Origin of the sequence: Serratia sp. JKS296, assembly GCF_900215445.1 — a bacterium.
Taxonomy (GTDB): Bacteria; Pseudomonadota; Gammaproteobacteria; order Enterobacterales; family Enterobacteriaceae; genus Serratia; species Serratia marcescens.
This window is the reverse complement of sequence record NZ_OCMX01000001.1, coordinates 1,985,399-2,012,029: the sequence shown is the minus strand read 5'-3', so window position 1 is coordinate 2,012,029 and position 26,631 is coordinate 1,985,399. Positions and strand designations below refer to the sequence as shown.

Sequence of the window (26,631 nt, the reverse complement as noted above, 5' to 3'; positions counted from 1 at the left end):
AGGGGAGATGTGTTATTTTTTCTTTCCAGCCCAACCAAGGACTTTACCATTAGCGATCCCCGCAGTGATATTTACAGCTTCAAGCTGTGCACCGTGTGAAAACTACCGCCAGATGATTACAGTATAATGACATTCAATCCCGTCGCGTTACTAAAATGTAAAAAAATTTTATATGTTTTGTTTTTAGTTATCGCTAAAACACTATATCACGCGCGACACGTCATACCATAAAAATTTTTAACATATAAATTTCAACGAATTACAATTAAAAACCGCGAATGACACTTTGGTTTCCTGATTAAATTTTGCACAACCAAAAGTCGGCGTGCCCTTCAGATTTTTTAATCCGCAGACGACGGATTGAATTGAACTCCGTCGCTTAATGTCCCGCACAATAGGCAAGTCAACGTAAAACGAGGCGGAAGATCCCGCCTCGTCATTCCTGCTTCAGGCCTTGAGCAGGCCGCTGGCCAGATAATCGCCGCCCTCTTTCACGCCCGGCAACACGAAGAAATACCCGCCGCCAATCGGCTTGATGTATTCCTCCAGCGCTTCGCCGTTCAGCCTTTTTTGCACCGTCAGGAAGCCTTTCTCCAGATCGGCCTGATAGCAGACGAACAGCAGCCCCATTTCCAGCTGCCCGGCATTGGAGACGCCAAGGGAATAACTGTAGCCGCGCCGCAGCATCAGGTTGCTTTGGCTTTCCGGCGTGCGAGGGTTAGCCAGCCGGATGTGCGCATCCATCGGGATCACCTTGCCGTCGGGATCGTTCGCGTAGTCCGGCTCGTCATGTTCATGCTTCATGCCCAGCGGCGCCCCGCTGTGCTTCTCGCGGCCGAAGATGGTTTCCTGCTCCTGCAGCGGCGTGCGATCCCAAAACTCGACGCGAAAACGAATAATGCGCGCCGCCTGATAGCTGCCGCCCGCCGTCCACGCCGGCTCACCGACGTTGTCGCCGACCCACACCACCTTATCCATCAGCGGTTTGTCGTCGGTTTTCGGGTTGGCGGTGCCGTCTTTGAACCCCAACAGGTTGATCGGCGTCTCTTTGCCTTTGCTGCGCGCCGCGTGCGCGGAGATGAACCCCTCCCGCTTCCAGCGCACGCTGAGCAGATCCGGCGAATGCTTAATGATGTCGCGCAGCGCGTGAATCACCGTTTCGTTGGTGTTGGCGCAGATCTGCAGCAGCAGGTCGCCGTGGCAAAGCGCGGCGTCCAACGCATCGTTGGGGAAGCGGGTCATTTTCTGCAACCGCAGCGGTTTTTGCGCCTGCAGACCAAAGCGTTCATCAAACAGCGATGCGCCGACCGACACGGTGATGGTCAGGTTGTCCGGGTAAATCTCCGGCCCCATGATGCCGGAATCGAGCGGCGGCAGCTTGGCGTCTACCTCCGGCGCCTTGCCACCGTGAGTCAGGAAGGCGATGCGATCGGTCAGCAGCCGGAACAGGCGCTCCAGCCCCGCTTTGTCGGTCGCCAGCACATCGAACGCCACCAGCATCATCGCCGCCTGTTGCGGCGTCAGCACCCCAGCCTGATGGCGGCCATAAAACGGCTGTTTCTGCCAGCGCTCATCCTGCGGCGTCGCCAACGGCTCCGCCGCGTTGCCCGCCGCCTGCGCCAGGCGGCTGCCGCCCAGCGCCAGCGCGCCCAGCCCCAGCCCTTGCAGCAAACGGCGTCGCGAAGGCGATGCCGCCCCCTGCGATTGCGGATGCGGCCCGTTATGCGGGCCTGCCTTGTTGCTCATAACCGTATGCCTCAGTCCAGACCCAATACGCCGCGCAGCTGGGAAAGATCTTCCGCCAGCGTGGTGATCGGCCCTTTCAACGCATTGCGATCGGCATCGGTCAGCTTCTCATAGGACTCATAACCCTCTTTGGTTTGGTACTTCGCCAAAATGGTGTCCACGGTTTTGAAGTTGGCGTCGATCTTGTCCAGCAGCGGCTTATTGGCCTTAACCAGCAGCGGGCGCAGCAGATTGACTATCTTTTGCGCGCCGTCGACGTTGGCCTGGAAGTCCCACAAATCGGTGCGGCTGTAACGGTCTTCTTCACCGCTGATCTTGCTGGCCGCCACTTCTTCGATCAGCCCAGCTGCGCCGCCCACCACCTTGCTCGGCGGGAAGGTCAGTTCACTCACGCGTTTTTGCAACTCAACGGTGTCGTGATACAGACGATCGGCATATTTGCCCATGTCTTTGGTCGAGTTGTCGGCAAACAGCGCCTTCTCCAGACGGTGGAAGCCGGTGAAGTTCGGGTCCGCCGCTTTCTTCTCGTAGTCGTCTTCGCGGGCGTCGATGCTGCCGTCCAGATCGGAGAACAGCTCGGCGATCGGCTCGATGCGCTCATAGTGCTGGCGGGTCGGCGCATACAGCTTGCGCGCCTGCTCCACGTTGCCGGCCTTCACCGCGTCGGTAAACAGCTTGGTCTGTTTCACCAACCCATCGACTTCTTTGGTGACGTAAACCTTGTATTCGGCGATCGGGCCAACCAAGTCCAGCGCGTTCGGCTTGCCGTCGGTGGCGCCGTTGGCCGCTGCGGTGACGATCAGTTTGCCTTTCGGATTGCTCAGCAGCCCGCAGGTCATGTCATATTCGCCCGCTTCCAGCGTGGCGGTCATTTTCTGAGTAAAGCCCGGCGCGATGTTCTCGCGCTCTTCCACCACCATCACCCCTTTCAGGATTTCCCATTCGACGTTTTTCTGGCTGGTGTTGTGCACCACAAACTGCGTCTTGCCGGCCGGGACCGTCAGCTGCATCGGTTCGCACTGCTTGTCGTTAACCGTAACCTTGACCTGCGGCACGTCCGCCGCCAAGGCGTCGAGGCTCAGCGCAAACGCCGGGATAGCCAGTAATGCTGCGTGCAACGCCTTGCGGCGAAATAACGGAGTAGACATACGAGATTCCCTATTAAACATTAATGATTGATTTTACGTTGCGCCGGGGCCGCTGCCGGCTCCGCGCGCTGCGGCAGGAAAAAGAAAATCAGCGCCGGGATCAGATACAGGAAGTAGACCGCCACTTCGCTGACCGTCGGCGCTTCCTGGTAACCGAGAATGCCTTCCAGCAGGGTGCCGAACAGCGAATGGGTCGACAGGGTGCTGCTGAAATCGAAGGCGATGTCCTGGAAGTGGTTCCATAGACCGGCTTCGTGGAAGGCGCGGATCGCCCCGGCGGCCAGGCCGGCGGCGACGAACAGAATGAACAGGCTGGTCCATTTGAAGAATTTGGCCAGGTGCAGCTTCACCCCGCCCCAGTAAATCATCATGCCCAGCACGATGGCGGCCACCAGGCCGAGCACCGCGCCGATCGGCGCCGCGGCGCCCACGTCTTGCTGAAACGCCGCCAGCAGGAAGAACACCGACTCCAGCCCTTCGCGCGCCACGGCGAAGAACACCATCGCCACCAGCGCCCATCCCTGCCCTTTACCGGCGCTGAGCGCCTGATCGATAGCCCCTTCCAGATGCACCTTGACCGATTTGGACACCTTACGCATCCAGAACACCATATAGGTGAGGATCAGCACCGCCACCACCGCCACGATGCCTTCGAACAGCTCCTGCTGCTTCTGCGGGAACTCGCCGGTGGTTTCATTGATGAAGATGCCGAGCGCCAGACACAGCGCCGCAGCGACAATTACGCCGATCCACACCGCGCCCAGCCATTGGCTGCGCTGCGTGCGCTTCAGGTAGCTGGCGATCAGGCTGACGATCAGCGCGGCCTCCAGCCCCTCACGGAACATGATAAGAAAGGGAACGAACATAACTAATCACCCCTGAAAAGACCGCGGCGGCAGAGCAAACCGGCTCGAAATGAGCCGCGGCGAGTATGTAAAGAAACGTAAAATACAACGAGAGTGATTATCATTCTGGCAAAAAGAAATACAAGAGGCGCAAGCGTGATTTTTTCTAATCAAATGTCGCCAGGTGTTACAGCTGAATGACGGGCAAACAGGCAAAAAGAAGGGGCGCTCTGCGCGCCCCTTGCCGACTGACATCGAACGGCGTTATACCGTTTTGTATTCGGCTTCCGCCTGATCGAAACGTTCGGTCATGGTTGAGGATGGCTGGCGGCCCATCAGGCTCACCACCACGATAGCCAGGCAACCCAGGATGAAGCCAGGGATGATTTCGTACAGGCCCAACCATTCGTACTGTTTCCAGACGATCACCGTCACCGCACCGACCAGCATACCGGCCAACGCGCCGTTGCGGGTCATGCGCGACCACATTACCGAGATCAGCACAACCGGGCCGAAGGCGGCGCCGAAACCGGCCCAGGCATAGCTCACCAGGCCCAGTACGCGGTTCTCCGGGTTGGCCGCCAAGGCGATGGCGATCAACGCCACCACCAGCACCATCACGCGGCCGACCCACACCAGCTCACGCTGGCTGGCGCCCTTGCGCAGGAACGCCTTGTACAGGTCTTCGGTGATCGCGCTGGAGCACACCAGCAGTTGGCAGCTCAGGGTGCTCATGACCGCCGCCAGAATCGCCGACAGCAGCACGCCCGCCACCCATGGGTTGAACAGCAACATCGCCAGTTCGATGAACACGCGTTCGCCGTTCTGCGACACGTTGCCGGCCTGATCCGGGTTATTGGCGAAGTAAGCGATGCCGAAGAAACCGACGGCGATGGTCCCGGCCAGACACAGGATCATCCAGGTCATGCTGATGCGGCGCGCGCTGCGGATGGTGCGGTGAGAATCAGCCGCCATGAAGCGCGCCAGGATGTGCGGCTGGCCGAAGTAGCCCAGGCCCCAACCCAGCAGCGACAGGATGGCGACGAAGTTCAGCCCCTTCAGCATATCGAGGTTGGCCGGGTTCTTCGCCTGGATCACCAGCATCGACGTATCGATGCCGCCGACGGCGAAGATCACGATCACCGGCGTCAGGATCAGCGCGAAAATCATCAGGCTGGCCTGTACGGTGTCGGTCCAGCTCACCGCCAGGAAACCGCCGATAAAGGTATACAGGATGGTCGCCGCGGCGCCGGCCCACAGGGCGGTTTCGTAGCTCATGCCGAAGGTGCTTTCGAACAGGCGCGCGCCGGCCACGATGCCGGAGGCGCAGTAAATGGTGAAGAACACCAGAATGACGATGGCCGAGATCACCCGCAGCAGCTTGCTGTTGTCTTCAAAACGGCTGGTGAAATAGTCCGGCAGCGTCAGGGCGTTATTGTTGGCTTCGGTATGCACGCGCAGCCTTCCTGCCACCAGCTTCCAGTTCAGGTAAGCGCCAATGGTCAGGCCGATGGCGATCCAGCTTTCAGAGATGCCGGAGAGGAAGATGGCGCCCGGAAGGCCCATCAGCAACCAGCCGCTCATGTCGGAAGCGCCGGCGGACAGCGCGGTCACCACGCTGCCCAAACTGCGGCCGCCGAGAATATAGTCATCAAAGTTATTGGTTGCCCGGTAGGCAAGCAGGCCGATCAGCACCATCCCGAAAATGTACACCAGGAAGGTCACCAGCATAGGTGTGCTCATTGTCATTTAATTCTCCACTTTCATTATTATTCGCGTTTCGCTCCGGCCATGCCGGCGCCGGTAAACCCACGCGCAATGCATTTCACTGGCCGCCGCGCCGGAACGTGGCGCAGCCTGCGAGCAAGTGCAGGTAAAATAGTTTCTGCCCGTAATTGTTGACCGTCGGTTATCCTAGATGAGCCTTTCATCAACCAACAAGATATTTAACAACAAAGTTACACAAAGTTTACCCTGCGTCACATTTACCGGGCTCAAAGGTTGCACTCACGACAAGCAAAATGAGTTGCACCTTGCTATTACCCTTATATACCGCAAGGTAAAGCGCCTGCGGCATCATAAACCCCGCCGCATTCGCTCAATAACGCAACATTCATGCCAACTGCCCGTGTTAAAAAATCGATGAAACTCACACTTCGCTCATCAGCCTGATTTAACAAGGTTGCACAAAGTTGCAACATGCAGGATATTGTCTGCATTCTTAACCCACACATCTCACGAACCTATCCCAACAGGCTTTCCGGCCTGCTGTTTGTCTAGCCTGATGGGATAGGTTCTAAACACAGGAGTTGGACAGGCATGGGCACTACCACAATGGGCGTGAAACTCGACGAGGCAACACGCGACCGGATCAAGAGCGCCGCGCAGCGCATCGATCGCACGCCGCACTGGCTCATCAAGCAGGCCATCTTTAATTACCTCGAGCGTCTCGAGAGCGGTACCGATATTCCTGAAATTCCAGCTCTGGCCGCAGCGGGCCAGCCTGAAGCGGACGACATTATGCCGCAAGCGCAGGAAGAGTCACACCAGCCATTCCTCGATTTCGCCGAACAAATTCTGCCTCAGTCGGTGACCCGCGCCGCCATCACCGCCGCCTATCGCCGCCCAGAGACCGAAGCGGTGCCGATGTTGCTCGAACAGGCGCGATTACCCGCCGATCTTGCGCAGGCCACTCACAAAATGGCCTATGGCATCGCCGAGAAATTGCGTAACCAAAAAAGTGCAAACGGCCGCGCCGGCATGGTGCAAGGCCTGCTGCAAGAGTTCTCCCTCTCCTCGCAGGAAGGCGTGGCGCTGATGTGCCTGGCGGAAGCGCTGCTGCGCATTCCGGACAAACCGACCCGCGATGCCCTGATCCGCGACAAGATCAGCAACGGCAACTGGCATTCGCACCTGGGGCGCAGCCCGTCGCTGTTCGTCAACGCCGCGACCTGGGGTCTGCTGTTTACCGGCAAGCTGGTGTCCACGCATAACGAAGCCAATCTGTCCCGTTCGCTGAACCGCATTATCAGCAAGAGCGGCGAACCGCTGATCCGCAAAGGCGTGGACATGGCGATGCGCCTGATGGGCGAGCAGTTCGTGACCGGCGAAACCATCGCCGAAGCGCTGGCCAACGCGCGCAAGCTGGAAGAAAAAGGTTTCCGCTATTCCTACGACATGCTGGGCGAAGCCGCCCTGACCGAAGCCGACGCGCAGGCCTACCTGGTTTCCTACCAGCAGGCGATCCACGCCATCGGCAAAGCCTCCAACGGCCGCGGCATCTATGAAGGCCCCGGCATCTCCATCAAGCTGTCCGCCCTGCACCCGCGCTACAGCCGCGCGCAGTACGAACGCGTGATGGAAGAGCTTTATCCGCGCCTGCTGTCGCTGACCCTGCAAGCACGTCAGTATGATATCGGCATCAACATCGACGCCGAAGAGGCCGACCGCCTGGAAATCTCGCTCGATCTGCTGGAGAAGCTGTGCTTCGAGCCGCAGTTGGCCGGCTGGAACGGCATCGGCTTCGTGATCCAGGCCTATCAGAAACGTTGCCCGTTCGCCATCGACGCGGTGATCGACATGGCGCAACGCAGCCGCCGCCGCCTGATGATCCGTCTGGTGAAAGGCGCCTACTGGGACAGCGAAATCAAACGCGCCCAGATGGACGGCCTGGAAGGTTATCCGGTTTACACCCGCAAGGTGTACACCGACGTTTCCTACCTGGCCTGCGCCCGCAAACTGCTGTCGGTGCCGAACCTGATCTATCCGCAGTTCGCGACCCACAACGCCCATACCCTGAGCGCCATCTATCACCTGGCCGGCAACAACTACTACCCTGGCCAGTATGAATTCCAGTGCCTGCACGGCATGGGTGAGCCGTTGTACGAACAGGTGGTGGGTAAAGTGGCCGACGGCAAACTGAACCGCCCTTGCCGCATCTACGCACCGGTCGGCACCCATGAAACGCTGCTGGCTTACCTGGTGCGCCGCCTGCTGGAAAACGGCGCCAACACCTCGTTCGTCAACCGCATCGCCGACGCCACCCTGCCGCTCGACGAACTGGTGGCCGATCCGGTCAGCGCCGTGGAAGCGCTGGCGGCCAACGAAGGCCAGATTGGCCTGCCGCATCCGCGCATCCCGCTGCCGCGCGAGCTGTACGGCGAGAAACGCGTTAACTCCAGCGGTCTGGATCTGTCCAACGAACAGCGTCTGGCCTCGCTCTCCAGCGCCCTGCTCACCAGCGCCAGCCATCCGTGGCGCGCGGAACCGATTATCGACGCCGAATTGGATCAGGGCGTGGAGCAGCCGGTGATCAACCCGGCCGAGCCGGGCGATGTGGTCGGCTACGTGCGTGAAGCCACCGAAGGCGAAGTCAGCCGCGCGCTCGACGCCGCCGCGGCCGCCGGCCCAATTTGGTTCGCTACGCCACCGACGGAACGCGCCGCGATCCTCGAACGCGCCGCCGAACTGATGGAAAGCCAGCTGCAAAGCCTGCTGGGCATTCTGGTGCGTGAAGCGGGTAAAACCTTCAACAACGCCATCGCCGAAGTGCGTGAAGCGGTCGACTTCCTGCACTACTACGCCGGCCAGGTGCGCGACGACTTCGCCAACGACAGCCACCGCCCGCTGGGCCCGGTGGTCTGCATCAGCCCGTGGAACTTCCCGCTGGCGATCTTCACCGGCCAAATCGCCGCCGCGCTGGCGGCGGGCAACAGCGTGCTGGCCAAACCCGCCGAGCAAACGCCGCTGGTGGCCGCGCAGGCGGTGCGCATCCTGCTGGAGGCCGGCATTCCGCAAGGCGTGCTGCAGCTGCTGCCGGGCCAGGGTGAAACCGTCGGCTCGACGCTGGTCAACGACGCCCGCGTCCGCGGCGTGATGTTCACCGGCTCCACCGACGTCGCCGGCATTCTGCAGCGCAGCATCGCCGGTCGTCTCGATCCGCAAGGCCGGCCGACGCCGCTGATCGCCGAAACCGGCGGCCTGAACGCCATGATCGTCGACTCTTCCGCCCTGACCGAACAGGTGGTGACCGATGTGGTGGCTTCCGCCTTCGACAGCGCCGGGCAGCGTTGCTCCGCGCTGCGTATCCTGTGCATTCAGGAAGACGTGGCCGAGCACACGCTGCAAATGCTGCGCGGCGCGATGGCCGAATGCCGCATGGGCAACCCGGAGCGCCTTTCCACCGACGTGGGCCCGGTGATCGACGCCGAAGCCAAAACCGGCATCGAACGCCACATCCAGGCAATGCGCGCCAAAGGCCGCAAGGTGTACCAGGCCGCCAAAGGCAGCGCGCAGGATGAAAAAGAGTGGGCGCGCGGCACCTTCATCAAGCCGACGCTGATCGAGCTCGACAGCTTCGACGAGCTGCAGAAAGAGATCTTCGGGCCGGTGCTGCACGTGGTGCGCTTCCAGCGCAACAATCTGGACGCGCTGGTCGATCAGATCAACGCCGCCGGTTACGGCCTGACGCTGGGCATTCACACCCGTATCGATGAAACCATCGCCCGGGTGACCGAACGCGCCAAGGTCGGCAACCTGTACGTCAACCGCAACATGGTCGGCGCAGTGGTCGGCGTGCAGCCGTTCGGCGGCGAAGGCCTGTCGGGCACCGGCCCGAAAGCCGGCGGCCCGCTGTACCTGTACCGTCTGCTGGCCAACCGTCCGGACGACGCGCTGCAACGTACGCTGCACCGCCAGGACGAAGAGCGCCCGATGGAAGCCACCGCGCGGCCGCAGCTGCTGGGCGCGCTGCAATCGCTGGAGAAGTGGGCGGTCACCAGCCAGCACGGCGAACTGGCGGCATTGGCGCAACGTTATGCGGAATTGGGCCAGGGCGGCACCGTACGTCCGCTGCCGGGTCCGACCGGCGAGCGCAACACCTATGCCCTGCTGCCGCGTGAACGCGTGCTGTGCCTGGCGGATAACGAAACCGACGCGCTGATCCAGCTGGCCGCCGTGCTGGCGGTTGGCAGCTGCGCGCTGTGGCCGGAAGCGGAACTGCAACGCAATCTGTTCCGCCGCTTGCCGAACGATGTGCAGGCGCGCATCGCCTTCAGCAAAGACTGGCAGCAGGACAAGGTCGAGTTCGACGCCGCCATCTACCACGGCGATGCCGACCAGTTGCGCACCCTGTGCGAGCAGATCGCGCAGCGCGGCGGCGCCATCGTCTCGGTGCAGGGCTTCGCCCACGGTGAAACCAACATCCTGTTGGAACGCCTGCTGATCGAACGTTCGCTGAGCGTCAACACCGCCGCCGCCGGCGGTAACGCCAGCCTGATGACCATCGGTTAACGCATCCTCAAGGCGGCAATCCATTGCCGCCTGATTTGCTCGCCGCTACGCAAACCCTGCACGAGTGCAGGGTTTTTTTATTGTCCGCAGGCCGACCTGCCGTTAGCGCCTTATTATCCTTACAGGGTGGGGCGTCGCTCATGGACGATAACAACATAGACGGATTACTCTGCTTGAAAGCCGCGTCAGAGCGCTACGAGACGTATTGACTTTCGGGTTCGGTAATATCCGGGATACGGCAGCCGCAGCGGATTTCTCGCCGCCGCCGCGCGCAATGAATGGTTGAAAGCGCAGTGAATGCGGTCGGGGGAAACGCCCCCGACGCCTTATTGATTCCGGAACTTATCGAGGAATTGCTGGGTACGCTGATGCTGCGGATTGGCGAACAGCGCTTTGGCCGGGCCCTGTTCGACGATGCGGCCGTGATCCATAAAGATAACCCGATCGGCCACGTCGCGAGCGAAGCTCATCTCATGGGTGACGATCACCATGGTGCGTTTCTCTTCCGCCAGTGAACGCATGGTATTGAGCACTTCCCCCACCAGCTCGGGATCGAGCGCCGACGTCGGCTCATCGAACAAAATCACCTCCGGCTGCATCGCCAGCGCGCGCGCGATCGCCACCCGCTGCTGCTGCCCGCCGGACAGCCGACGCGGATAAGCCGCCTCTTTGCCGCTCAGCCCCACCTTGGCCAGCAACGCACGAGCGCGCTGTTCGGCGATGGCTTTCGCCTCGCCTTTAACGATAACCGGCCCTTCGATGATGTTTTCCAGCACCGAACGGTGCGGAAACAGGTTGAAGTTCTGGAACACGAAACCGACCTGCTGGCGCAGCGCGCGCACCTGATTTTTCTGTTTGCTCAGCGGCTTGCTGCCGTCGATCAGGATATCGCCGACGCGAATGGTGCCGGAATCCGGCTCCTCCAGCAGGTTGATGCAGCGCAACAAGGTGGTTTTCCCGGAACCGCTCGGGCCGATGATCGCCACCACTTCACCGGCGTCCACCGCCAGATCGATCCCATGCAGCACCGTCTGACCTTTGAACTGCTTGGTCAATTGCTTAACTTCAATGGCACTCATGCGTTACTCCTGATCCTGGCGATTAACGTGGGCTTCCAGACGGTTTTGCAGTGCGGAAAGCAGGGTCGCCATCACCCAGTAAATCAGCGATGCCGCCAGGTACATGGTGAACACTTCCAGCGTGCGCGAGGTGATGAGCTGCGCCTGGCGGAACAGTTCCGGCACCTGAATGGTGGCGGCCAGCGAGGTGTCCTTCACCAGGCCGATAAAACTGTTGCCCAGCGGCGGCAAGGCGGTGCGCGCCGCCTGCGGCAGGATCACCCGGCGCAGGGTTTGCCAACGGGTCATGCCGATGCTGGCGGCGGCTTCCCACTGCCCTTTGTCGATCGACGAAATCGCCGCGCGCAGCGTTTCTGAGGTGTAGGCGGCGGTATTGAGCGACAGGCCAATCAGCGCCGCCGGGAAGGGATCGAATTCAACGCCGAACTGCGGCAGACCGTAGTAGATCATAAACAGCTGGGCGATCAACGGCGTGCCGCGGAACAGCGACACGTAAATGCGCGACAGCCACGACAGCGGCCACAGCGGCGAAAGGCGCATCAGCGCCAACAGAAAACCGAGCAACAAGCCTAGCGCCATACCGCCCAGGCTAAGCTGCAGCGTCAGTATGGCGCCCTTCAATAAAAATGGCGCTGAATCCAGCGCCAGTTGAATACTTTCGTGCATTATTTAGTTACGTCCGCGCCAAACCATTTTTCGGAGATCTTCGCCAGCGTGCCGTCTTTTTGCATCTCGGCGATCGCCTGGTCAATCGCGGCCAGCAGTTCTGGGTTATTTTTGCGCAGCGCCACACCGGACTCCTGGCGGGAGAATGCCGGGCCGGCCACCGCCAGCGTATCGCCGGTTTTCTTCACCAGATCCAACGCCGCCAGGCGATCCACCAGGATAGCGTTGATGCGGCCGACGCGCAGATCCTGATACTTTGTCGGGTCGTCGTCGTAGGTACGCACGTCCACGCCCTGCACATTCTCGCGCAGCCATTGCTCATAGTTGGTGCCCAGGCCAACGCCGACCTTTTTGCCCTTCAGGTCTTCCGGCTTGGTAATGGTGCCTTCGTTGCCTTTTTTCACCAGCGCCTGAATACCGGAAACGGTGTAAGGGGTGGAGAAGTCATATTTCTTCTTGCGCTCATCGGAGAGCGTCACCTGATTGATGACCACGTCGATGCGCTTCGAATCCAGCGAAGCCAGCATACCGTCCCACTTGGTCGGGTTCAGCTTGGCTTTCACGCCCAGATGTTCCGCCAGCGCGTTGGCGAAATCCACTTCGAAACCGGTCAATTTACCGTCTTCCCCCTGGAAACTGAACGGCGGATAGGTGCCTTCCAGCCCGACGATCAGCGTGCCGCGCTGCTTCACCTGCTGCAGCAGATTGTCGGCGGCGTAGGTTTGAGTCGTCAAACCGGCGGCCAACGCAACGCCCACCACGCCCAACAACCATTGGCGACGAACTTTTGCAAACATCATAAACACCCCTGTATGTTGTTTATCTTTTTTGATATCAGCACTTTAACAGTGCAACCGCCCGCATAAAGGAATATAACCTTATAAATATAGTTCAAAATGGAATAACAAGCGGTATTTACACCTGCGGATGGTAGGCGAACAGCGCCGGCGCACCGCCGGTGTGAACGAACAGGATGGGCCCTTCGTCGCGGAAACGCCGCTGGGCAATGCCGTCGATCAAACCGGCCATCGCTTTGCCGGTGTATACCGGATCCAGCAACACGCCCTCCTGCTGCGCCAGCAGCTGCACCGCCGCCATGCCCTCTTCGTTCGGCATGCCGTACTGCGGCGCGAAATAATCGTCCCACAGCGCGATCGGCGCCAGTTCGTCGATATTCAGCGAACAGGCCAGGGCTTTCTGGATCTGCTCCACCTTCGGCAGTTGATCGATCACGGTGCGCGAGACCGTCACGCCAATCAGCTCGGTTTCAGGCAGCAGCTGTTGCAGCCCCACCGCCAGCCCAGCGTGAGTGCCGGCGCTGCCGGACGCCACCACCACCGAACTGAACGCCACGTTGCTGCGCCGGCTCTGTTCGGCGATTTCCAATGCGCACTGCACGTATCCCAGCGCGCCCAGGGCATTGGAGCCGCCCACCGGCACCACGTAAGGCCGGAAGCCCTGCGCCTCGAGGCGCGTCGCCAGTTCCGCCAGTTGCTGCTGCGGATCGTGCAGCGCTTCACACATCACCACCTCGGCGTTGAACAGGCCGAGCAACAGGCGGTTGCCGTTGGTCAGGTAGTTTTCCGCGCGGGTATCGATAGGGTTTTCCAGCAGTGCGACGCAGTGCAGGCCCAGTTTCGCCGCCACCGCCGCCGTCTGGCGCACGTGGTTGGATTGAATGGCGCCGGCGGTAACCAGCGTATCGGCGCCTTGCCTCAGCGCATCGGCAGCCAAAAACTCAAGCTTTCTCAGCTTGTTGCCGCCCATCGCCATAGGGGTGACATCGTCACGTTTAAGGTAAATTTCACGGCCGAGATAATCGGAGAGACGGGACAGTTTTTCCAGCGGCGTGGCGACGCCAACCAGATCCAGACGCGGAAATTGCGCCAGTTGTTGTTGCAGGTTCACTACTTCCCCCCAGGGAATCGAGTATCAACATCTGATAACCGATAGATTTAGCAGATGTGAACTGAATAATCATCCTTTATCACGGGGGGATCCGCAGACCCCGGCCCAGCGGCCGGGGAAAATCTCAGTAGCTGCGCTGCCAGGCGAGATACTGATCGTATTTGCGCAGCGCAATGCGGTAGTTGTTGTGCGCCGCGGTAGGCAGATCGTCGATGATGCGCTGATGACTGGCGCTGTTGGCGAATTTGTCCGCCGGGTAATTACGCGCCACCAGCATTTCGTCCAGTCGGCGCAACCGCACCACATACTCGCGAATGGTGCTGTGGCTCATCTCGGTCTGTTCGAACAGATACTGCTTGAACGCCATAATGTCGAAATAACTCGGGTGGCTGTTGCAGGAAATCTCGCTGCAAAAGCGGCACAGCGCGGTCAGTTCGTGCTGCACGTTTTGCCAGACCGCATCGTCGATCGGCTGATCCATGCGCGCGATGGCTTCTTTATTGATTATCTTGCCGCGAAACACCAGCGCCATGCGGTCCAACAGTTTGCCGCACTGGGAGCAATGGGTCTGGCTGTGCTTGTAATCTTTCAGGTAACGGCTAAGCGGCCGTTTCTTCAACAGTATTCCTGGCATAAGGGGCAGTCCGATTGTCGCATGAGTCATCGAGTTGGGGGCGGCGCTCCGCCATCAGGTATCGTTCGCCAGCCGCGCACGCAGCCGTTTGATCGCCTGACTGTGCAGTTGGCTGACCCGGGATTCCCCGACGTCCAGCACGGCGCCGATCTCTTTGAGATTCAACTCTTCCTGGTAATACAGCGTCAGCACCATTTTTTCGCGCTCCGGCAACGCCTCGATGGCGTCGATCACCCGCTGGCGCAGGCTGCCTTCCAACAGGTGATGCAGCGGGTTGGCCTCCTCATGCCCTTCCAGCATCGGTTCCGCGCTCTCGCCATGCTCCTCGCGCCATTCGTCGTAGGAGAAAAGCTGGCTGTTATTGGTGTCCAACAGAATTTGACGGTACTCATCCAGCGAGATGTTCAGCGTCTGCGCCACTTCCGTTTCGCTCGCCGGGCGGCCGTAACGCTGTTCCAGTTGCCGCATCACCTGCGCGACCTCGCGCGCGTGGCGCCGCACGCTGCGCGGCACCCAGTCGCGGCTGCGCAACTCGTCGAGCATCGCGCCGCGAATGCGCTGCACCGCATAGGTGGTAAAGGCGGTTCCCTGTAGGGCGTCATAACGCTCAACGGCGTTTAATAGCCCGATTCCCCCGGCCTGCAGCAGGTCGTCAAGCTCCACGCTGGCGGGCAGCCTGACCTGCAGGCGCAATGCCTCGTGGCGCACTAACGGCACGTAGCGCAACCAGAGAGAATTTTTGTCCATCACGCCTTCGGCGGTATACAGATCGCTCACTATGTCTTAAACCTGCGGATAAGAGAGTCAGCGCTATTATGCGTAGGGGGCGAAATGCCAATCGGCAGAACAGTCGCACAAAACGGGCTTTATTTGCGCCATGTAATAACCGCGCGGTGCGCGAGCATAAAAAAACCCCGCCGAAGCGGGGTTTCTTTGCGACAGTTAATCGGGAGAGACGATTAACGCAGCAGGGACAGAACGTTCTGAGTAGACTGGTTAGCCTGTGCCAGGACAGAGGTGCCAGCCTGTTGCAGGATGTTGGCACGGCTCATGTTGGACACTTCGGTCGCGTAGTCAGCATCCTGGATACGGGACTGAGAAGCGGACAGGTTGTTCACGGTGCTGTTCAGGTTGTTGATAACAGAATCGAAACGGTTCTGTACCGCACCCAGGGAAGAACGCAGGCCGTCAACCTGTGCCAGCGCTTTGTCCAGGGTAGCCAGTGGGTTTTTAACACCAGCGTCAGTACCGGAATCAGTCACTTTACCGTCATCAGCAACTTTAGCTTTGGTGTAAGCAACATCACCCGTTGCGTCATCTTTGGTTGCGATGAAGTAAGCTGATTTACCGTCTGCGTCGGTACCTGAAACCAGAGTCTGGCCTTTAGCCAAGCCGGTCACATCAGCGTCAGCCTGTTTTGTTGCATCACTATCAACAGTGATCTTGGTACCAGTAGCGATTTCAGCGCCCGCTTTTGCAGATTTAGTAGTAACGTCGAAAGTATCCATGCCCAGTTGCTTAGCATCGATTTTTTTCAGGTCGATATCGATGGTTTCACCGTCGTTAGCGCCAACCTGGATGGTCAGTTTCTGATCGCTGCTCAGCACTTTCACGCCGTTGAAGTCAGTCTGCTCGGAGATACGGTTGATTTCAGACAGACGCTGAGTGATTTCGTCCTGGATGGATTTCAGGTCGCTGGAAGAGTTGGAACCGTTCTGCGCCTGTACGGTCAGACGACGGATGTTCTGCAGGTTGTCGTTAACTTCGTTCAGTGCGCCTTCAGTGGTCTGCGCCAGAGAGATACCGTCGTTGGCGTTGCGGGAAGCCTGAGTCAGGCCTTTGATGTTAGCGGTGAAACGGTTGGAGATCGCCTGACCCGCAGCATCGTCTTTCGCGCTGTTGATACGCAGACCGGAAGACAGACGCTCAATCGCAGTGCCCAGAGAAGACTGAGATTTGTTCAGGTTGTTCTGCGCCATCAGAGACAGGCTGTTAGTGTTGATTACTTGTGCCATTGTTTGCTTTCCTTACGAGTCAGTTGCGTTCTTCGCAACACGGTTAAAAGGTTCGGGCTTGTTTGCCCACGGCGTCAACCACCGTCCCCTCAGGTATCGGCCCTCCCCTAACAACCTTTAGCAATTTTTTAAAATTTTTTGCGCCCGCTGCAATGGCGGAAATAACGCGGTTTTTCCCTCCTCTATTGCGCCATCGTTTTTTTGTTTTTTTCGGTAAACTTTTTCACCACTGGGCCGATAACGCGTAAAGCGAATAAAGTCATCATCAAGGAGAATTACTCATGGCAACGATCAGTTCATTAGGTCTCGGCTCAGGGCTCGACCTCAATGGCTTGCTGGATAAGCTGACCAAAGCGGAACAACAGCGTCTGACCCCTTACACCACCAAGCAATCCAGCTACAACGCCCAGCTGACCGGTTACGGCACGTTGAAAGGCGCGCTGGAAAAATTCGACAATCTCAGCAAAGAGATGGCGAAAGAAGATTTCTTCAAGGCCACCACCGCCACCGAACACGACGCCTTCAAGATCACCACCAACGCCAAGGCGGTGCCGGGCAACTACGTGGTGGAAGTGAAAAACCTGGCGCAGGCGCAAACGCTGACCACGCAGGCGAAAGTCAGCGATCAAGGCGCTAAATTAGGCGCTGAAGGCGTCACCGACCGCTCCCTGACCATCACCGCCGGCAACCCGCCGAAAGAAACCAAAATCCCGCTCAGTGACGATCAAACCTCGCTGGTTGAGCTGCGTGACGCCATCAACGGCGCCAAAGCCGGCGTCACCGCCAGCATCATGCGCGTTGGCGACAACGATTATCAATTGGCGGTCAGTTCCTCCACCACCGGCGAAAACAACAAGATTTCCCTCCAGGTCGACAATGACGACAAACTGGGCGATATCCTGAACTACAACGCCACGCGCGGCACCTCCACCGCCATGAAGCAGACGGTCGCGCCGCAGGATGCGGAGCTGATGGTGAACGGCACGGCCATCAAACGCAGCACCAACTCGATCAGCGATGCCCTGCAGGGCGTCACCATCGATCTGAAAACCAAAACCAAAACCGATGAACCACAGCATCTGGTGATCAGCACCAACACCGCCGGCACCACCGACAAGATCAAAGAGTGGGTCGACAGCTATAACTCCCTGCTGGACACCTTCAACGCATTGTCCAAGTTCACCCCGGTGAAAACCGGCGAAGCGCCAAACCCAACCAACGGCCCGCTGCTGGGCGACAACACCCTGCGCGGCGTTCAGTCGTCGATCAAAAGCGCGCTGAGCGCAGCCCAGGACAACCCGGAGTTGAAAGGCCTGGGCAACCTCGGCATTTCCACCAACACCAAAACCGGCAAGTTGGAAATCGACAGCGCCAAGCTGAAGAAAGCGATGGATGAGAAGCCGGATCAAGTCAGCAACTTCTTCGTCGGTAACGGCAAAGACACCGGCATGGCCACCGAGATCCACAACGAGATCCAGAGCTACATCAAATCCGGCGGCATCATCGAAAACTCGACCAAAAGCATCAACACCAACCTCGATCGCCTGAACAGCCAGATCACGACGGTCACCGCCAGCATTCAGAACACCATCGATCGTTATAAACAACAGTTCGTTCAGCTGGATACCATGATGTCGAAAATGAACGGCACCAGTAACTATTTGGCTCAACAGTTCAAGTAACCCTTTAACAAGGTAAAGAAAACAGCATGTATAACCGTAGCGGCACTCAGGCCTATGCACAGGTCAGTCTGGAAAGCGGCGCCATGAGCGCCAGCCCGCACCAGTTAATCGTGATGTTGTTCGACGGGGCGCTCAGCGCCCTGCTTCGCGCACGCATCCTGATGAACCAGGGCGATATCGCCGGCAAAGGCATGGCGCTGTCCAAAGCCATCAATATCATCGACAACGGCCTGAAAAGCGGCCTCGACCCTCAACAGGGCGGCGAGATCGCCGAAAATCTGGCGGCATTGTACGACTACATGAAGCGTCGGCTGATGCAGGCCAATCTGCACAACGACGAAGCGGCGATCGCCGAAGTGGTTAAACTGCTGGAAAACATCGCCGACGCCTGGCGCCAGATTGGCCCTAACTACCAACCTTCGCAGGACGCCGTGTAATGGAACGTCAACAGCAGCTGTTAGCCGCTTATCAACAAATTTACAGCCTGAGCAGCCAGATGATCGCGCTGGCGCAAACCGGGCGCTGGGAGGAGCTCGTCGAGCTCGAATTCGCTTACGTGACGGCGGTGGAAAAAACCGCCGCCTTTACCGGGCAAGCCGGCCCGTCCATGGCGCTGCAGGAGATGTTGCGCAATAAGCTGCAACAGATCCTCGACAACGAAACCGAACTCAAACGTCTGTTACAGCAGCGTATGGATGAGCTGAAAATGTTGATCGAACAGTCCACGCGCCAGAACGTGGTCAACAATGCCTACGGCCAGTTTCATGATCGTGCGCTGTTGCTGGGGGAACCACAGGTCCGATAAGATCGACAATACTGACGAAAATGGATTAAATAGCACTATGCGCTATTACTCTCGGGTTACGTTAGGATATTAATCTATGGCATTTGAATTATTCAGCTTATGGGTAATTGGTAAAATGCGCGCTTCGAGCCTGGCTCTCACTTTAATGGATAAACATCATCCCGACACGGACGTTTTCTGTTCAGCAGGAAATTGATTTTTGATAGATAAAACTCGCCGCTGTGTTTCACGGCCCATGGAAAAATGTTGCTCCAGCGCGGATCAAAGCGTAAAGATATTCCCAGATAATGGCTGCGAAATGAATATCGATGGAACGTACAATTAATCTCTGTCCTGGAATTGGCGCCTCAGCGCACATCATTCAGTATACTGAATTATTATTCCCTTCAGTCTATTTTGAGCAACCACATCTGTATCTGATACAACAAGGCCATAAGCGCGTACGCTGGCAACAACACGAAGTGGTCGCTCATCCCGGCGAGCTGTTGATTATCGATGGCGGGCAAACGGTGGACATTATTAACGGCCCGTCCGAAGACGGCGTATTCAGTTGCCAACTGCTGACCTGCGATCCCCTGTTGCTCACCGTCCAACCTCCGGCCGAGGAAACGCCGGCGCCGATGCCGTTCGATGCCGTCCTGGCGCTGCGCAACCTGCCCTGCGCCCTAAAGCACAGCTTTGAAACCACCGGCCTGGCGCTGACGCTGCGGCAACGCTTTCCTACCATCATCGTGCGGCACAAAATGCTGGAAATTCTGTTGTGGCTGGCCCAATTCGGCATTCGCTTTATTCACAACGAAGCCAAGGATCTGACGCAGCGCGTGCGCCGCTGCCTGGCGACCGATCCGCACAGCATTTGGACGGCGGCCAAAGTCGCGGAGAGCCTGTCGATGAGTGAAGTGATGTTGCGCCGCAAACTGTCGATGGAAAACACCGCGTTGCGCAACCTGATGATTGACGTGCGCATGAGTAGCGCGCTGGCCCTGCTGCAGTCGACCGACTGGCCGATCTCCGCCATCGCGCAACATGTGGGTTATGAAAGCGCCTCGCGTTTCGCCGAACGTTTTCGCAAACGCTTCGGTTTCGCCCCTACCGCCATTCGCGGTCATCAGAGAATAATGGAACCTGCCTTTGAACAGCATTACGGTTCCGGCTAATCAATGGCGGCAAACACGGCAATTTAGCCCGGATAAACGATGGCATCGCCATGATGTGGGCGTGCCGAGCAACCTATCTTGACGTATCCGCCAGCGACCGCTGGCACCTTTTCCTGGTTGTTCTCTTCTTGCCGCTGGCTATTTATCCCGCACAACCCACTGCTCGGTTCTCCACCAAAGCATTAAGTATTTTCCTATTTTGACCGACGCCTAAAATTTGCTTGCTATACTGCTTTTCTATCTGACTGTCTAAAGCGAGAACGTAAAAATGCGACAAAGGAACAACGTTAAAGCCAAGCTTAAGCAAGCTGGTGAAAAGCTGGTGCTTGCCAGCTGTCTCTTGTTGCTGCTTTATTACGCATTGCAATGGTCGTTGCTCCTCGGTGATTTTTAATTAATTTTATTTATTTATTTTATTACTGAATTAATTGCACCGGTGGCCTGTTTCCTGCTGCCACGGCAAATTCCGAGGGCCAATCGTCACTATCCCAAGCGCAAAACCCGCGCGACTTGATTAGCTCGTTAATTATAAGAATGACATATACTTGCAGTCTAATTCTATAACCCCCTGAATATACTACCCTTGCAGCTAGACCGTCCCACCTTCTTATTGTATGATAGCGCGCGGAAATACGCTGGTTTTTATAACTACTTTAATCTGAAGCCAGACGATGCCATATAGGATAAGTAACTTAGGGAATATAATGTGAATATATTAAGTTTTGTTTGGCTGGCTCTTGCTTTCGCCACTTTTTTCCTACACCACAGAACCATTTTCGCCCTGTTGATTCTTGCATCCATCTTTCAATCAAGCGCTATTATTAACACAGGGAGTAATAGCCTACCTATATTTTACTTTATCGAACTGGTTTTAATAACCCGGTTTTTTTTCACTTCAAAAAACAGCACGTCCGTCTGGAACTTAAAACACCGGGTATTACTGCAATCGCTGGTAATAATTGTTCTTTTTTGGTTCTTCACCTATGCGTTAACCCACCTATTTGAAGGAGTAAGAGTTTATTCACCGGCTTATAGCTTTGAAAATAATTACGCCAAAAAAGGTATCTCGCTTGTGTGGGGCAATAACAACATCAAGCAACTGATTCTAATCACGCTGAACCTGATAACGCTGTATGTCATTTACGTCAAGCGGCGTGAAATCACGCCTGAATACGCACTGAAAACCATCATTTTCACGACGCTGGTTTTCTCCGCTTACTGTCTGATTTGGCTCCTTGCCAGGCCGCTGGCGAATGCGATTCAGATTTTGATGTATAACAGCATGCATAACGCCAATGCCATTTTTGAATCCAGACTGAGCGGTACCTTCGGTGAACCGTCATTCGCCGGTATCTTTATCGGCGCAACCATCGTGCCTCTTTTGGTTGCCAAGGGGTTGCGACTGAAGCTAGTGGCTCTATTGATGGTGCTGCTCTTGGTTAAAAACGGCTCTACATCGGGCTATTTTACCCTGCTTACGTCGCTGTGCGGCACATTCATTTTCAGTACGCGTTTTAGCCTGATACAAAAAGCTCTATTTTCTCTGGCTTTGGTCATCGTATCAAAGCTCACATTCATCTTTTTCCTGGAGAAAATAACCGATTACGCGGATAAAAAAGCGCAAACGATCTCTCACCTCGTGCGCTCCGCCTCCAACTACAATGCCCTTGAAATTATGTATAATACCTTTGGCTTGGGCGTCGGTATCGGTAGCGCAAGAATATCTTCTCTGCCTCTGTCCCTACTTGCTAACTTCGGAATATTGGGGACGATACTGTTAGTCGGTTTTATCGTATCCAAGCTTATTCGTTCGCAATATAACGTCGCCGGCAACGAAGCCCATTCCATGCTTAAATTTATGCTTTTCTCCGCATTTTTGGGCTCCTGCGCCGCCAACCCCGATTACTCTTACGGGTTCATTTGGGTTCTTATTTTCAGTTGCCTGTTGACAGGGAAAACACAGCCGTCAATGCCACGATCAACGCAACAGCGCGCGCTCTGACATCGGCAAGCGTCCCTTGGACCGCTTGCCACCACATACACGCTCAGGCCGACGCGAACCGCGTCAGCCTGCCAGGCAACTCCGCCACCAGTTTGTCTACCGCCAGCCGCACCTTGAGCGGCTGGTAAGGCATATAGGGCCACACGACGTTCACCGGGAAACTGAGGCTGGACTCACCGCGCATGATCTCCACCAACGTCCCCGCCATCAAGCGCTCGCGCACCAGCCACTCCGGCAGCCAGGCAATACCGGCGCCGGCGGACACCGCATCGACGATCCCCTGCATGTCATCCATCATCATCTTGGCCGGTGGCCTGAAAGGCCGCAGCTCGCCGTTTTCGCCGCGAAGCTGCCAGGGCAGCACGGCGCCGGCGTGCAGATACCCCACCGCCTGATGTCGGCTTAACGCCTCTACCGTTCTCGGCTCGCCGCAGCGCTGCAGATAATCGGGCGAGGCGCACAGCAGCATGCCGTGTTCGCCCAAGCGCCGGGCAACCAGGCTGCCGCTGTCCGCCAGCTCGCCAATGCGAACCGCCAGATCGAACCCCTCGTCGATCAGATCGATCCTGCGGTCGCTGAATGAAATTTCCAGCGTCAGCAAGGGATGTTCATTCGCCAGCGCCGTCAACACGGGCGCAATGCACAAATGGCCGAACAGCACCGGCACCGAGACTCTGAGCCGGCCGCTGACCTGCATCTTGCCGCTGTCGAGCTGGTTTTCCGCCGCCTGAACGTTTGCCAACGCCTGCCGGCAGTGCTCATAGTACAGCGCCCCTTCATCCGTCAGGCTCAGGCTGCGCGTGGTGCGCATAAACAACATCACGCCAAGCCGAGCCTCGAGACGCGATACGATTTTGCTGACCGCAGAGCGCGTCAAATGCAGTTTCTCTGCGGCGGCGGCGAAACTGCCGCCTTCCGCCACGGCGACAAACGCCGGCAGTGCGCTGAGATCGCTTTTCATCTTAATGCATCCAAATTGGAATCAATTTAGTGAAAACCTATCACCACTGGTGAACATCAAGCAATGATAACCTGCAGTCATTCCGAATCCCCGGTGAAAACCACAGATGACCGTCAGAGGACAACAGCATGAAAAAAATACTGGTACTCAAATCCAGCATTATGGGAAATGACTCGCAGACCAATAACCTGATTGACCGCTATCTGGCGGCGCGTAAGGCGAAAGGACACGAAGATCGGATCGTCGAACACGATCTGACGGCGTTGGCTCTGCCGGTATTGGACGGCGAGCTGTTCGGTGCGCTGCGCGGCGCGGAAAACATCAGCCCACGCGCCAAAGCGGCGGTGGCGCTCTCCGACCGGCTGATTGCCGAACTGAAAGAGAGCGATCTGCTGCTGCTCGGCGCGCCAATGTACAACCTCAACGTCCCGACCCAGCTGAAAAACTGGTTCGATCTGGTGGCCCGCGCCCGGATGACCTTCAACTATACCGCCACCTACCCGGTGGGGCTGGTGGAAGGCGTCAATGCGCTGGTATTCAGTTCACGCGGCGGCATGCACGCCGGGCATCCGACCGATGCCGTAACGCCCTACCTGCGTTCGGTGCTGGGGTTGATGGGGATCGGCGACGTGCAATTTATCTATGCCGAAGGGCTGGATATGAGACCGCACGGCCTCGCGCAGGGGCTGGCGAATGCCCACCAGCGGATCGTGGAGTTAGTGGGCTGACGCAAAAATATCAATAGGATGAAAGGCAGTCCATTGCCTAATTTATTTTCCTAAGCGCCATCAATGCGTATTTGTATATTCCCACCGGCGCTGCTTGAAAGTGTTAAGCGGCCGCCAGTGGGCCACGTAAGATTTAAAACATCATCACCACCTTGATAGTAAACATCTTTAACGACAGTGACAGGTTCACTATCTTTCAATTTATATAATGTAAATATCGCAACCGTGGTGTCAGTTTTTAAATAAACTCTGGCTACTCCACTTGTTTTCCCCCACACTGAACGTTGAAGCATCGTAGGCGTGTTCGCTTGAAGCAACATCGTTGTTGCCATACTACCCACCTGTGACTTTAATAAAGGCGGCTCTCTCAATTCAGACGAGTAGTTAAATACCGGTGAAGGTATCAACGACACACTATGCATCCGCAATGCGCCGCCCGATATCGATGGCGCTGCACAGCAGATATCCCAAATAGAATAAAGAGGGGTGCTTTCAATGGTAATACGCGCCACATAATAGCCACCTTCAATCGTCCACGGGATTTTCTTCTCTATTTTTGTCGCCTCAGTATAGTTATCATCGGTTGCCGTCACCCGGATACCCGGAGAATCGCCGATAGCAGTTGCATAAGCCATAACGGTCATCGTACCGGTCTGGTTGACATCAAAGGTCCTATTTAATAATCCGGAATAATAGGACGTCGCAGTATTACTGCTTGTCACCTCTTGCGCAACAACCTTAACACCGTTACCGGAAATATTAAAACCCACAGGCATCCCGTTATTCTGGTCAACAGTCAGCAAGCGGGAATTGGGAATATAATTACCATAGGTTCTTTCAAGATTAATCCGCCGACTTCCGATGGTAATGTCACCATTCATCATATTGCTTTTTAATGGGTTATTTAATTCTAATGTTCCCTTTGATGGCAAAATCGCTGAGTTCAGAATCAAGCTGCAACCCGCAGGGTCAGCAAAGTAAAAGAAGGTGTCAGTGCTTTCCCCCAGTAAGGGAGAACCCAGTTGGAATTTCCATCCATTGAGATAATATTGCGCTATCTGTGTTTGGGTCGAGTTACTTAGCGTCATCATGCCCTTTAAGCGTGCATAGTCATGAATGAATGTTCCGCCAAAGAAGTCCACAATTCTTGCACCAGAAGCATTCGAATTCACGAGAGTGCCACATTTATCAAAAAGAAAATTGCTACCTGACAGGGTCATTAGCCGCGTGGTCCCTTTTTGATCATTGTTGAACACAACTCCTTTACCAAAACCATGAATATTGCTCAGCATCATGCCGTCATGCTCTGAAAAATCAAACATAATGCTTGTTTCCAGCTTAGCCGCTGCGGTGATAGTACTAAAATTAGGCCGAACAACATTCGGATTGCAATGAATATTATCAAAAACCCCTACATCGGCGCACTTCTCCACATGAAAATCGATGCCATAAGCAAAACCATAAATGTTTTGGCAGAACGGCGCCTCACCTTGCTGCGAGAAAAAATTCCAGGCACCAGCATATAGAATGTTAGTAACTGAACATGAACGCCCTACGGTGTGAAAAGTATAACCATACTGAATAAACATTGCCGGATCGGTGATATTCTTTGGCTGTTCATCGTAATAGATCACGAAGCCATCAAATGAAGGACTGATTGTACATTCGAATAGATTAGTTCCTGGTTCCCCCTGTGTTGCTGGCTTTGTACGCACTAACAACACCGAAGGTTCAGCTTTAGGATTAAAACCAGCTGTCATTATGCTTTGATTTCGCCCAGTTCGATAACCTCTGACGGTGACCCCAACAGGCACTTTTAACGAAACATCGCCGGTAATAAGAAAGGTTCCATCGATCCAGACGGTTTTATGCTGCGTTGTCGCCGCATAATCCAATGCCTGCTGAAATATTTCACGACAATCGGTATTGCCCGTAGGATCGGCTCCGAATCGCGATAGCGTCACGCCAAGTTGCGCATGCACATTGGTATAGCCATTATTAATGCTGCCTAATTGCGAAGTTACATCAGTATCATTAATTACGGTGGCAGCGGCACTTAAATTATTCATAAACACCTCGGTGTAGATTCAGAAGAATGGAAATAACGAGCGCAGACTACGGCAGCGTGCCGTATTATGAACGTATCAAGAATTCTCAGAGTCACAGAGTTATAACCGCTGTTTCAGGTACTACAGGACCGCTGCCAAACGGGGAAATCCGCTATTGACCGAATAATGGGTGTTTACGATAAAAATGGGGAGCGCTATATCGCTATATACAGAGAGGTGTAAGCACAGATAAGAAAGGGTTAAAGCCATAAAGCGGCCTACCACCTCCCAGTCAGGCCGCTTTCAGCAGGTGAGAAACCACGCTGATGTCGCGTAGTATCACACCGGCATATTCATAATATCCTGGTAGGCCGCCACCAGCTTGTTGCGCACCTGCACGCCCAGCTGCAAAGACACCGACGATTTCTGCAGATCGACCATCACATCGTTCAGGCTGATGCCTGGCGCGCCCAGCTCGAAATCCTGCGCCTGCTTGCGCGCCGATTGCTGGGTCTCGCTGATTTTGCCGAGCGCCGCGGTCAGTTCGCTGGCGAAGCTGACGCCCTGCGGCGCCGCATTCTGCCCCATCTTGCCGGCCTGAACCGCCATGGTCTGCATCTGCTGCAGCACCCCTTCAATGCCCTGAATCGCCATCTGGTCCTCAATCATCTCGTCTCGCCGGGTGACGTTTTCACCCTGCACTTCTCCAATGATGCACACCCTAGCACAGCGTTTTCGGACCTAAAGCGGTTAATTAACTGCAAAAAACCCGGCTTATCGGGCAATCGGAATTGTCTGATAAGGCGAATAATGGCCTGCCCAGAAATGGGAGCGCCGCTATTTAGAAGATATGTGTATCAGGGAGTCTGTTTTGTCACACAACGCTAACCATACCGTTCATCAGCCTGGCAGGGAG

21 protein-coding genes are annotated in these 26,631 nt (G+C 56.5%); 7 read left to right on the top strand and 14 right to left on the bottom strand.

Annotation, left to right across the window (positions count from 1 at the left end):
* Positions 1–447: 447 nt before the first annotated feature.
* The 4 genes from efeB to putP all read right to left on the bottom strand — a co-directional run bounded on the left by efeB (position 448) and on the right by putP (position 5,488).
* Complete coding sequence (efeB, locus tag CRO23_RS09530) at positions 448–1,746, bottom strand: iron uptake transporter deferrochelatase/peroxidase subunit (protein WP_033640038.1); 1,299 nt, start codon at positions 1,744–1,746, stop codon at positions 448–450.
* 11 nt (positions 1,747–1,757) lie between these two features.
* A complete protein-coding gene (efeO, locus tag CRO23_RS09525) occupies positions 1,758–2,894 on the bottom strand; it encodes an iron uptake system protein EfeO (RefSeq protein ID WP_016927331.1) in 1,137 nt (378 codons plus the stop codon).
* A 20-nt stretch (positions 2,895–2,914) separates the two neighbouring features.
* Positions 2,915–3,760, bottom strand: a complete 846-nt coding sequence (gene efeU / locus CRO23_RS09520; RefSeq protein ID WP_016927330.1) for an iron uptake transporter permease EfeU — start codon at positions 3,758–3,760, stop codon at positions 2,915–2,917.
* Positions 3,761–4,003: 243 nt separating this feature from the next.
* A complete protein-coding gene (putP, locus tag CRO23_RS09515) occupies positions 4,004–5,488 on the bottom strand; it encodes a sodium/proline symporter PutP (RefSeq protein WP_015378228.1) in 1,485 nt (494 codons plus the stop codon).
* A gap of 570 nt (positions 5,489–6,058) precedes the next feature.
* On the opposite strand from putP, the gene putA reads away from it, so the two are divergent.
* Positions 6,059–10,030: a trifunctional transcriptional regulator/proline dehydrogenase/L-glutamate gamma-semialdehyde dehydrogenase gene (putA, locus tag CRO23_RS09510; RefSeq protein ID WP_049299138.1), complete on the top strand. Its 3,972-nt coding sequence runs from the start codon at positions 6,059–6,061 to the stop codon at positions 10,028–10,030.
* Between the two features lie 326 nt (positions 10,031–10,356).
* On the opposite strand, the gene tcyN is transcribed toward putA, so the two are convergent.
* The 7 genes from tcyN to CRO23_RS09475 form a co-directional block, all read right to left on the bottom strand.
* A complete protein-coding gene (gene tcyN / locus CRO23_RS09505) occupies positions 10,357–11,109 on the bottom strand; it encodes an L-cystine ABC transporter ATP-binding protein TcyN (RefSeq protein WP_016927327.1) in 753 nt (250 codons plus the stop codon).
* 3 nt (positions 11,110–11,112) lie between these two features.
* Complete coding sequence (gene tcyL / locus CRO23_RS09500; protein WP_016927326.1) at positions 11,113–11,775, bottom strand: cystine ABC transporter permease; 663 nt, start codon at positions 11,773–11,775, stop codon at positions 11,113–11,115.
* Positions 11,775–12,575 carry a cystine ABC transporter substrate-binding protein gene (tcyJ, locus tag CRO23_RS09495; protein WP_016927325.1) on the bottom strand — a complete coding sequence of 267 codons (801 nt, stop codon included), beginning with the start codon at positions 12,573–12,575 and terminating at the stop codon, positions 11,775–11,777. The genes tcyL and tcyJ overlap by 1 nt, the downstream gene beginning before the upstream one ends.
* A 115-nt stretch (positions 12,576–12,690) precedes the next feature.
* Complete coding sequence (locus tag CRO23_RS09490; RefSeq protein WP_016927324.1) at positions 12,691–13,683, bottom strand: D-cysteine desulfhydrase; 993 nt, start codon at positions 13,681–13,683, stop codon at positions 12,691–12,693.
* A 124-nt stretch (positions 13,684–13,807) separates the two neighbouring features.
* A complete protein-coding gene (gene fliZ, locus CRO23_RS09485) occupies positions 13,808–14,317 on the bottom strand; it encodes a flagella biosynthesis regulatory protein FliZ (RefSeq protein WP_004934751.1) in 510 nt (169 codons plus the stop codon).
* A gap of 54 nt (positions 14,318–14,371) precedes the next feature.
* Entirely contained in the window at positions 14,372–15,094 is a 723-nt protein-coding gene (locus CRO23_RS09480) for an RNA polymerase sigma factor FliA (RefSeq protein WP_016927322.1), read from the bottom strand.
* A gap of 182 nt (positions 15,095–15,276) precedes the next feature.
* Entirely contained in the window at positions 15,277–16,332 is a 1,056-nt protein-coding gene (locus tag CRO23_RS09475; RefSeq protein WP_079451512.1) for a flagellin N-terminal helical domain-containing protein, read from the bottom strand.
* Positions 16,333–16,613: 281 nt separating this feature from the next.
* On the opposite strand from CRO23_RS09475, the gene fliD reads away from it, so the two are divergent.
* The 5 genes from fliD to CRO23_RS09440 all read left to right on the top strand — a co-directional run bounded on the left by fliD (position 16,614) and on the right by CRO23_RS09440 (position 21,978).
* Positions 16,614–18,014, top strand: coding sequence for a flagellar filament capping protein FliD (gene fliD, locus CRO23_RS09465; RefSeq protein ID WP_097101841.1), 1,401 nt, complete (start codon positions 16,614–16,616; stop codon positions 18,012–18,014).
* 26 nt (positions 18,015–18,040) lie between these two features.
* Positions 18,041–18,451, top strand: a complete 411-nt coding sequence (gene fliS / locus CRO23_RS09460) for a flagellar export chaperone FliS (protein ID WP_004934758.1) — start codon at positions 18,041–18,043, stop codon at positions 18,449–18,451.
* Positions 18,451–18,819, top strand: coding sequence for a flagella biosynthesis regulatory protein FliT (gene fliT, locus CRO23_RS09455; RefSeq protein ID WP_016927319.1), 369 nt, complete (start codon positions 18,451–18,453; stop codon positions 18,817–18,819). The genes fliS and fliT overlap by 1 nt, the downstream gene beginning before the upstream one ends.
* Before the next feature lie 308 nt (positions 18,820–19,127).
* Positions 19,128–19,976 (top strand): helix-turn-helix transcriptional regulator, encoded by an 849-nt coding sequence (locus tag CRO23_RS09450; RefSeq protein ID WP_028128106.1) that lies wholly within the window; start codon positions 19,128–19,130, stop codon positions 19,974–19,976.
* Positions 19,977–20,682: 706 nt separating this feature from the next.
* Complete coding sequence (locus tag CRO23_RS09440) at positions 20,683–21,978, top strand: hypothetical protein (protein WP_016927316.1); 1,296 nt, start codon at positions 20,683–20,685, stop codon at positions 21,976–21,978.
* 43 nt (positions 21,979–22,021) lie between these two features.
* Here the strand turns inward: CRO23_RS09440 and CRO23_RS09435 are convergent, their stop codons facing one another.
* A complete protein-coding gene (locus CRO23_RS09435) occupies positions 22,022–22,939 on the bottom strand; it encodes a LysR family transcriptional regulator (protein ID WP_079449840.1) in 918 nt (305 codons plus the stop codon).
* A 128-nt stretch (positions 22,940–23,067) separates the two neighbouring features.
* On the opposite strand from CRO23_RS09435, the gene CRO23_RS09430 reads away from it, so the two are divergent.
* Positions 23,068–23,667 (top strand): FMN-dependent NADH-azoreductase, encoded by a 600-nt coding sequence (locus CRO23_RS09430; protein ID WP_097101836.1) that lies wholly within the window; start codon positions 23,068–23,070, stop codon positions 23,665–23,667.
* A 50-nt stretch (positions 23,668–23,717) separates the two neighbouring features.
* Here the strand turns inward: CRO23_RS09430 and CRO23_RS24890 are convergent, their stop codons facing one another.
* Entirely contained in the window at positions 23,718–25,736 is a 2,019-nt protein-coding gene (locus CRO23_RS24890; protein WP_115436185.1) for a glycosyl hydrolase family 28-related protein, read from the bottom strand.
* A gap of 318 nt (positions 25,737–26,054) precedes the next feature.
* Positions 26,055–26,369 carry a flagellar hook-basal body complex protein FliE gene (gene fliE, locus CRO23_RS09420; RefSeq protein WP_079449956.1) on the bottom strand — a complete coding sequence of 105 codons (315 nt, stop codon included), beginning with the start codon at positions 26,367–26,369 and terminating at the stop codon, positions 26,055–26,057.
* Between the last annotated feature and the right edge of the window lie 262 nt (positions 26,370–26,631).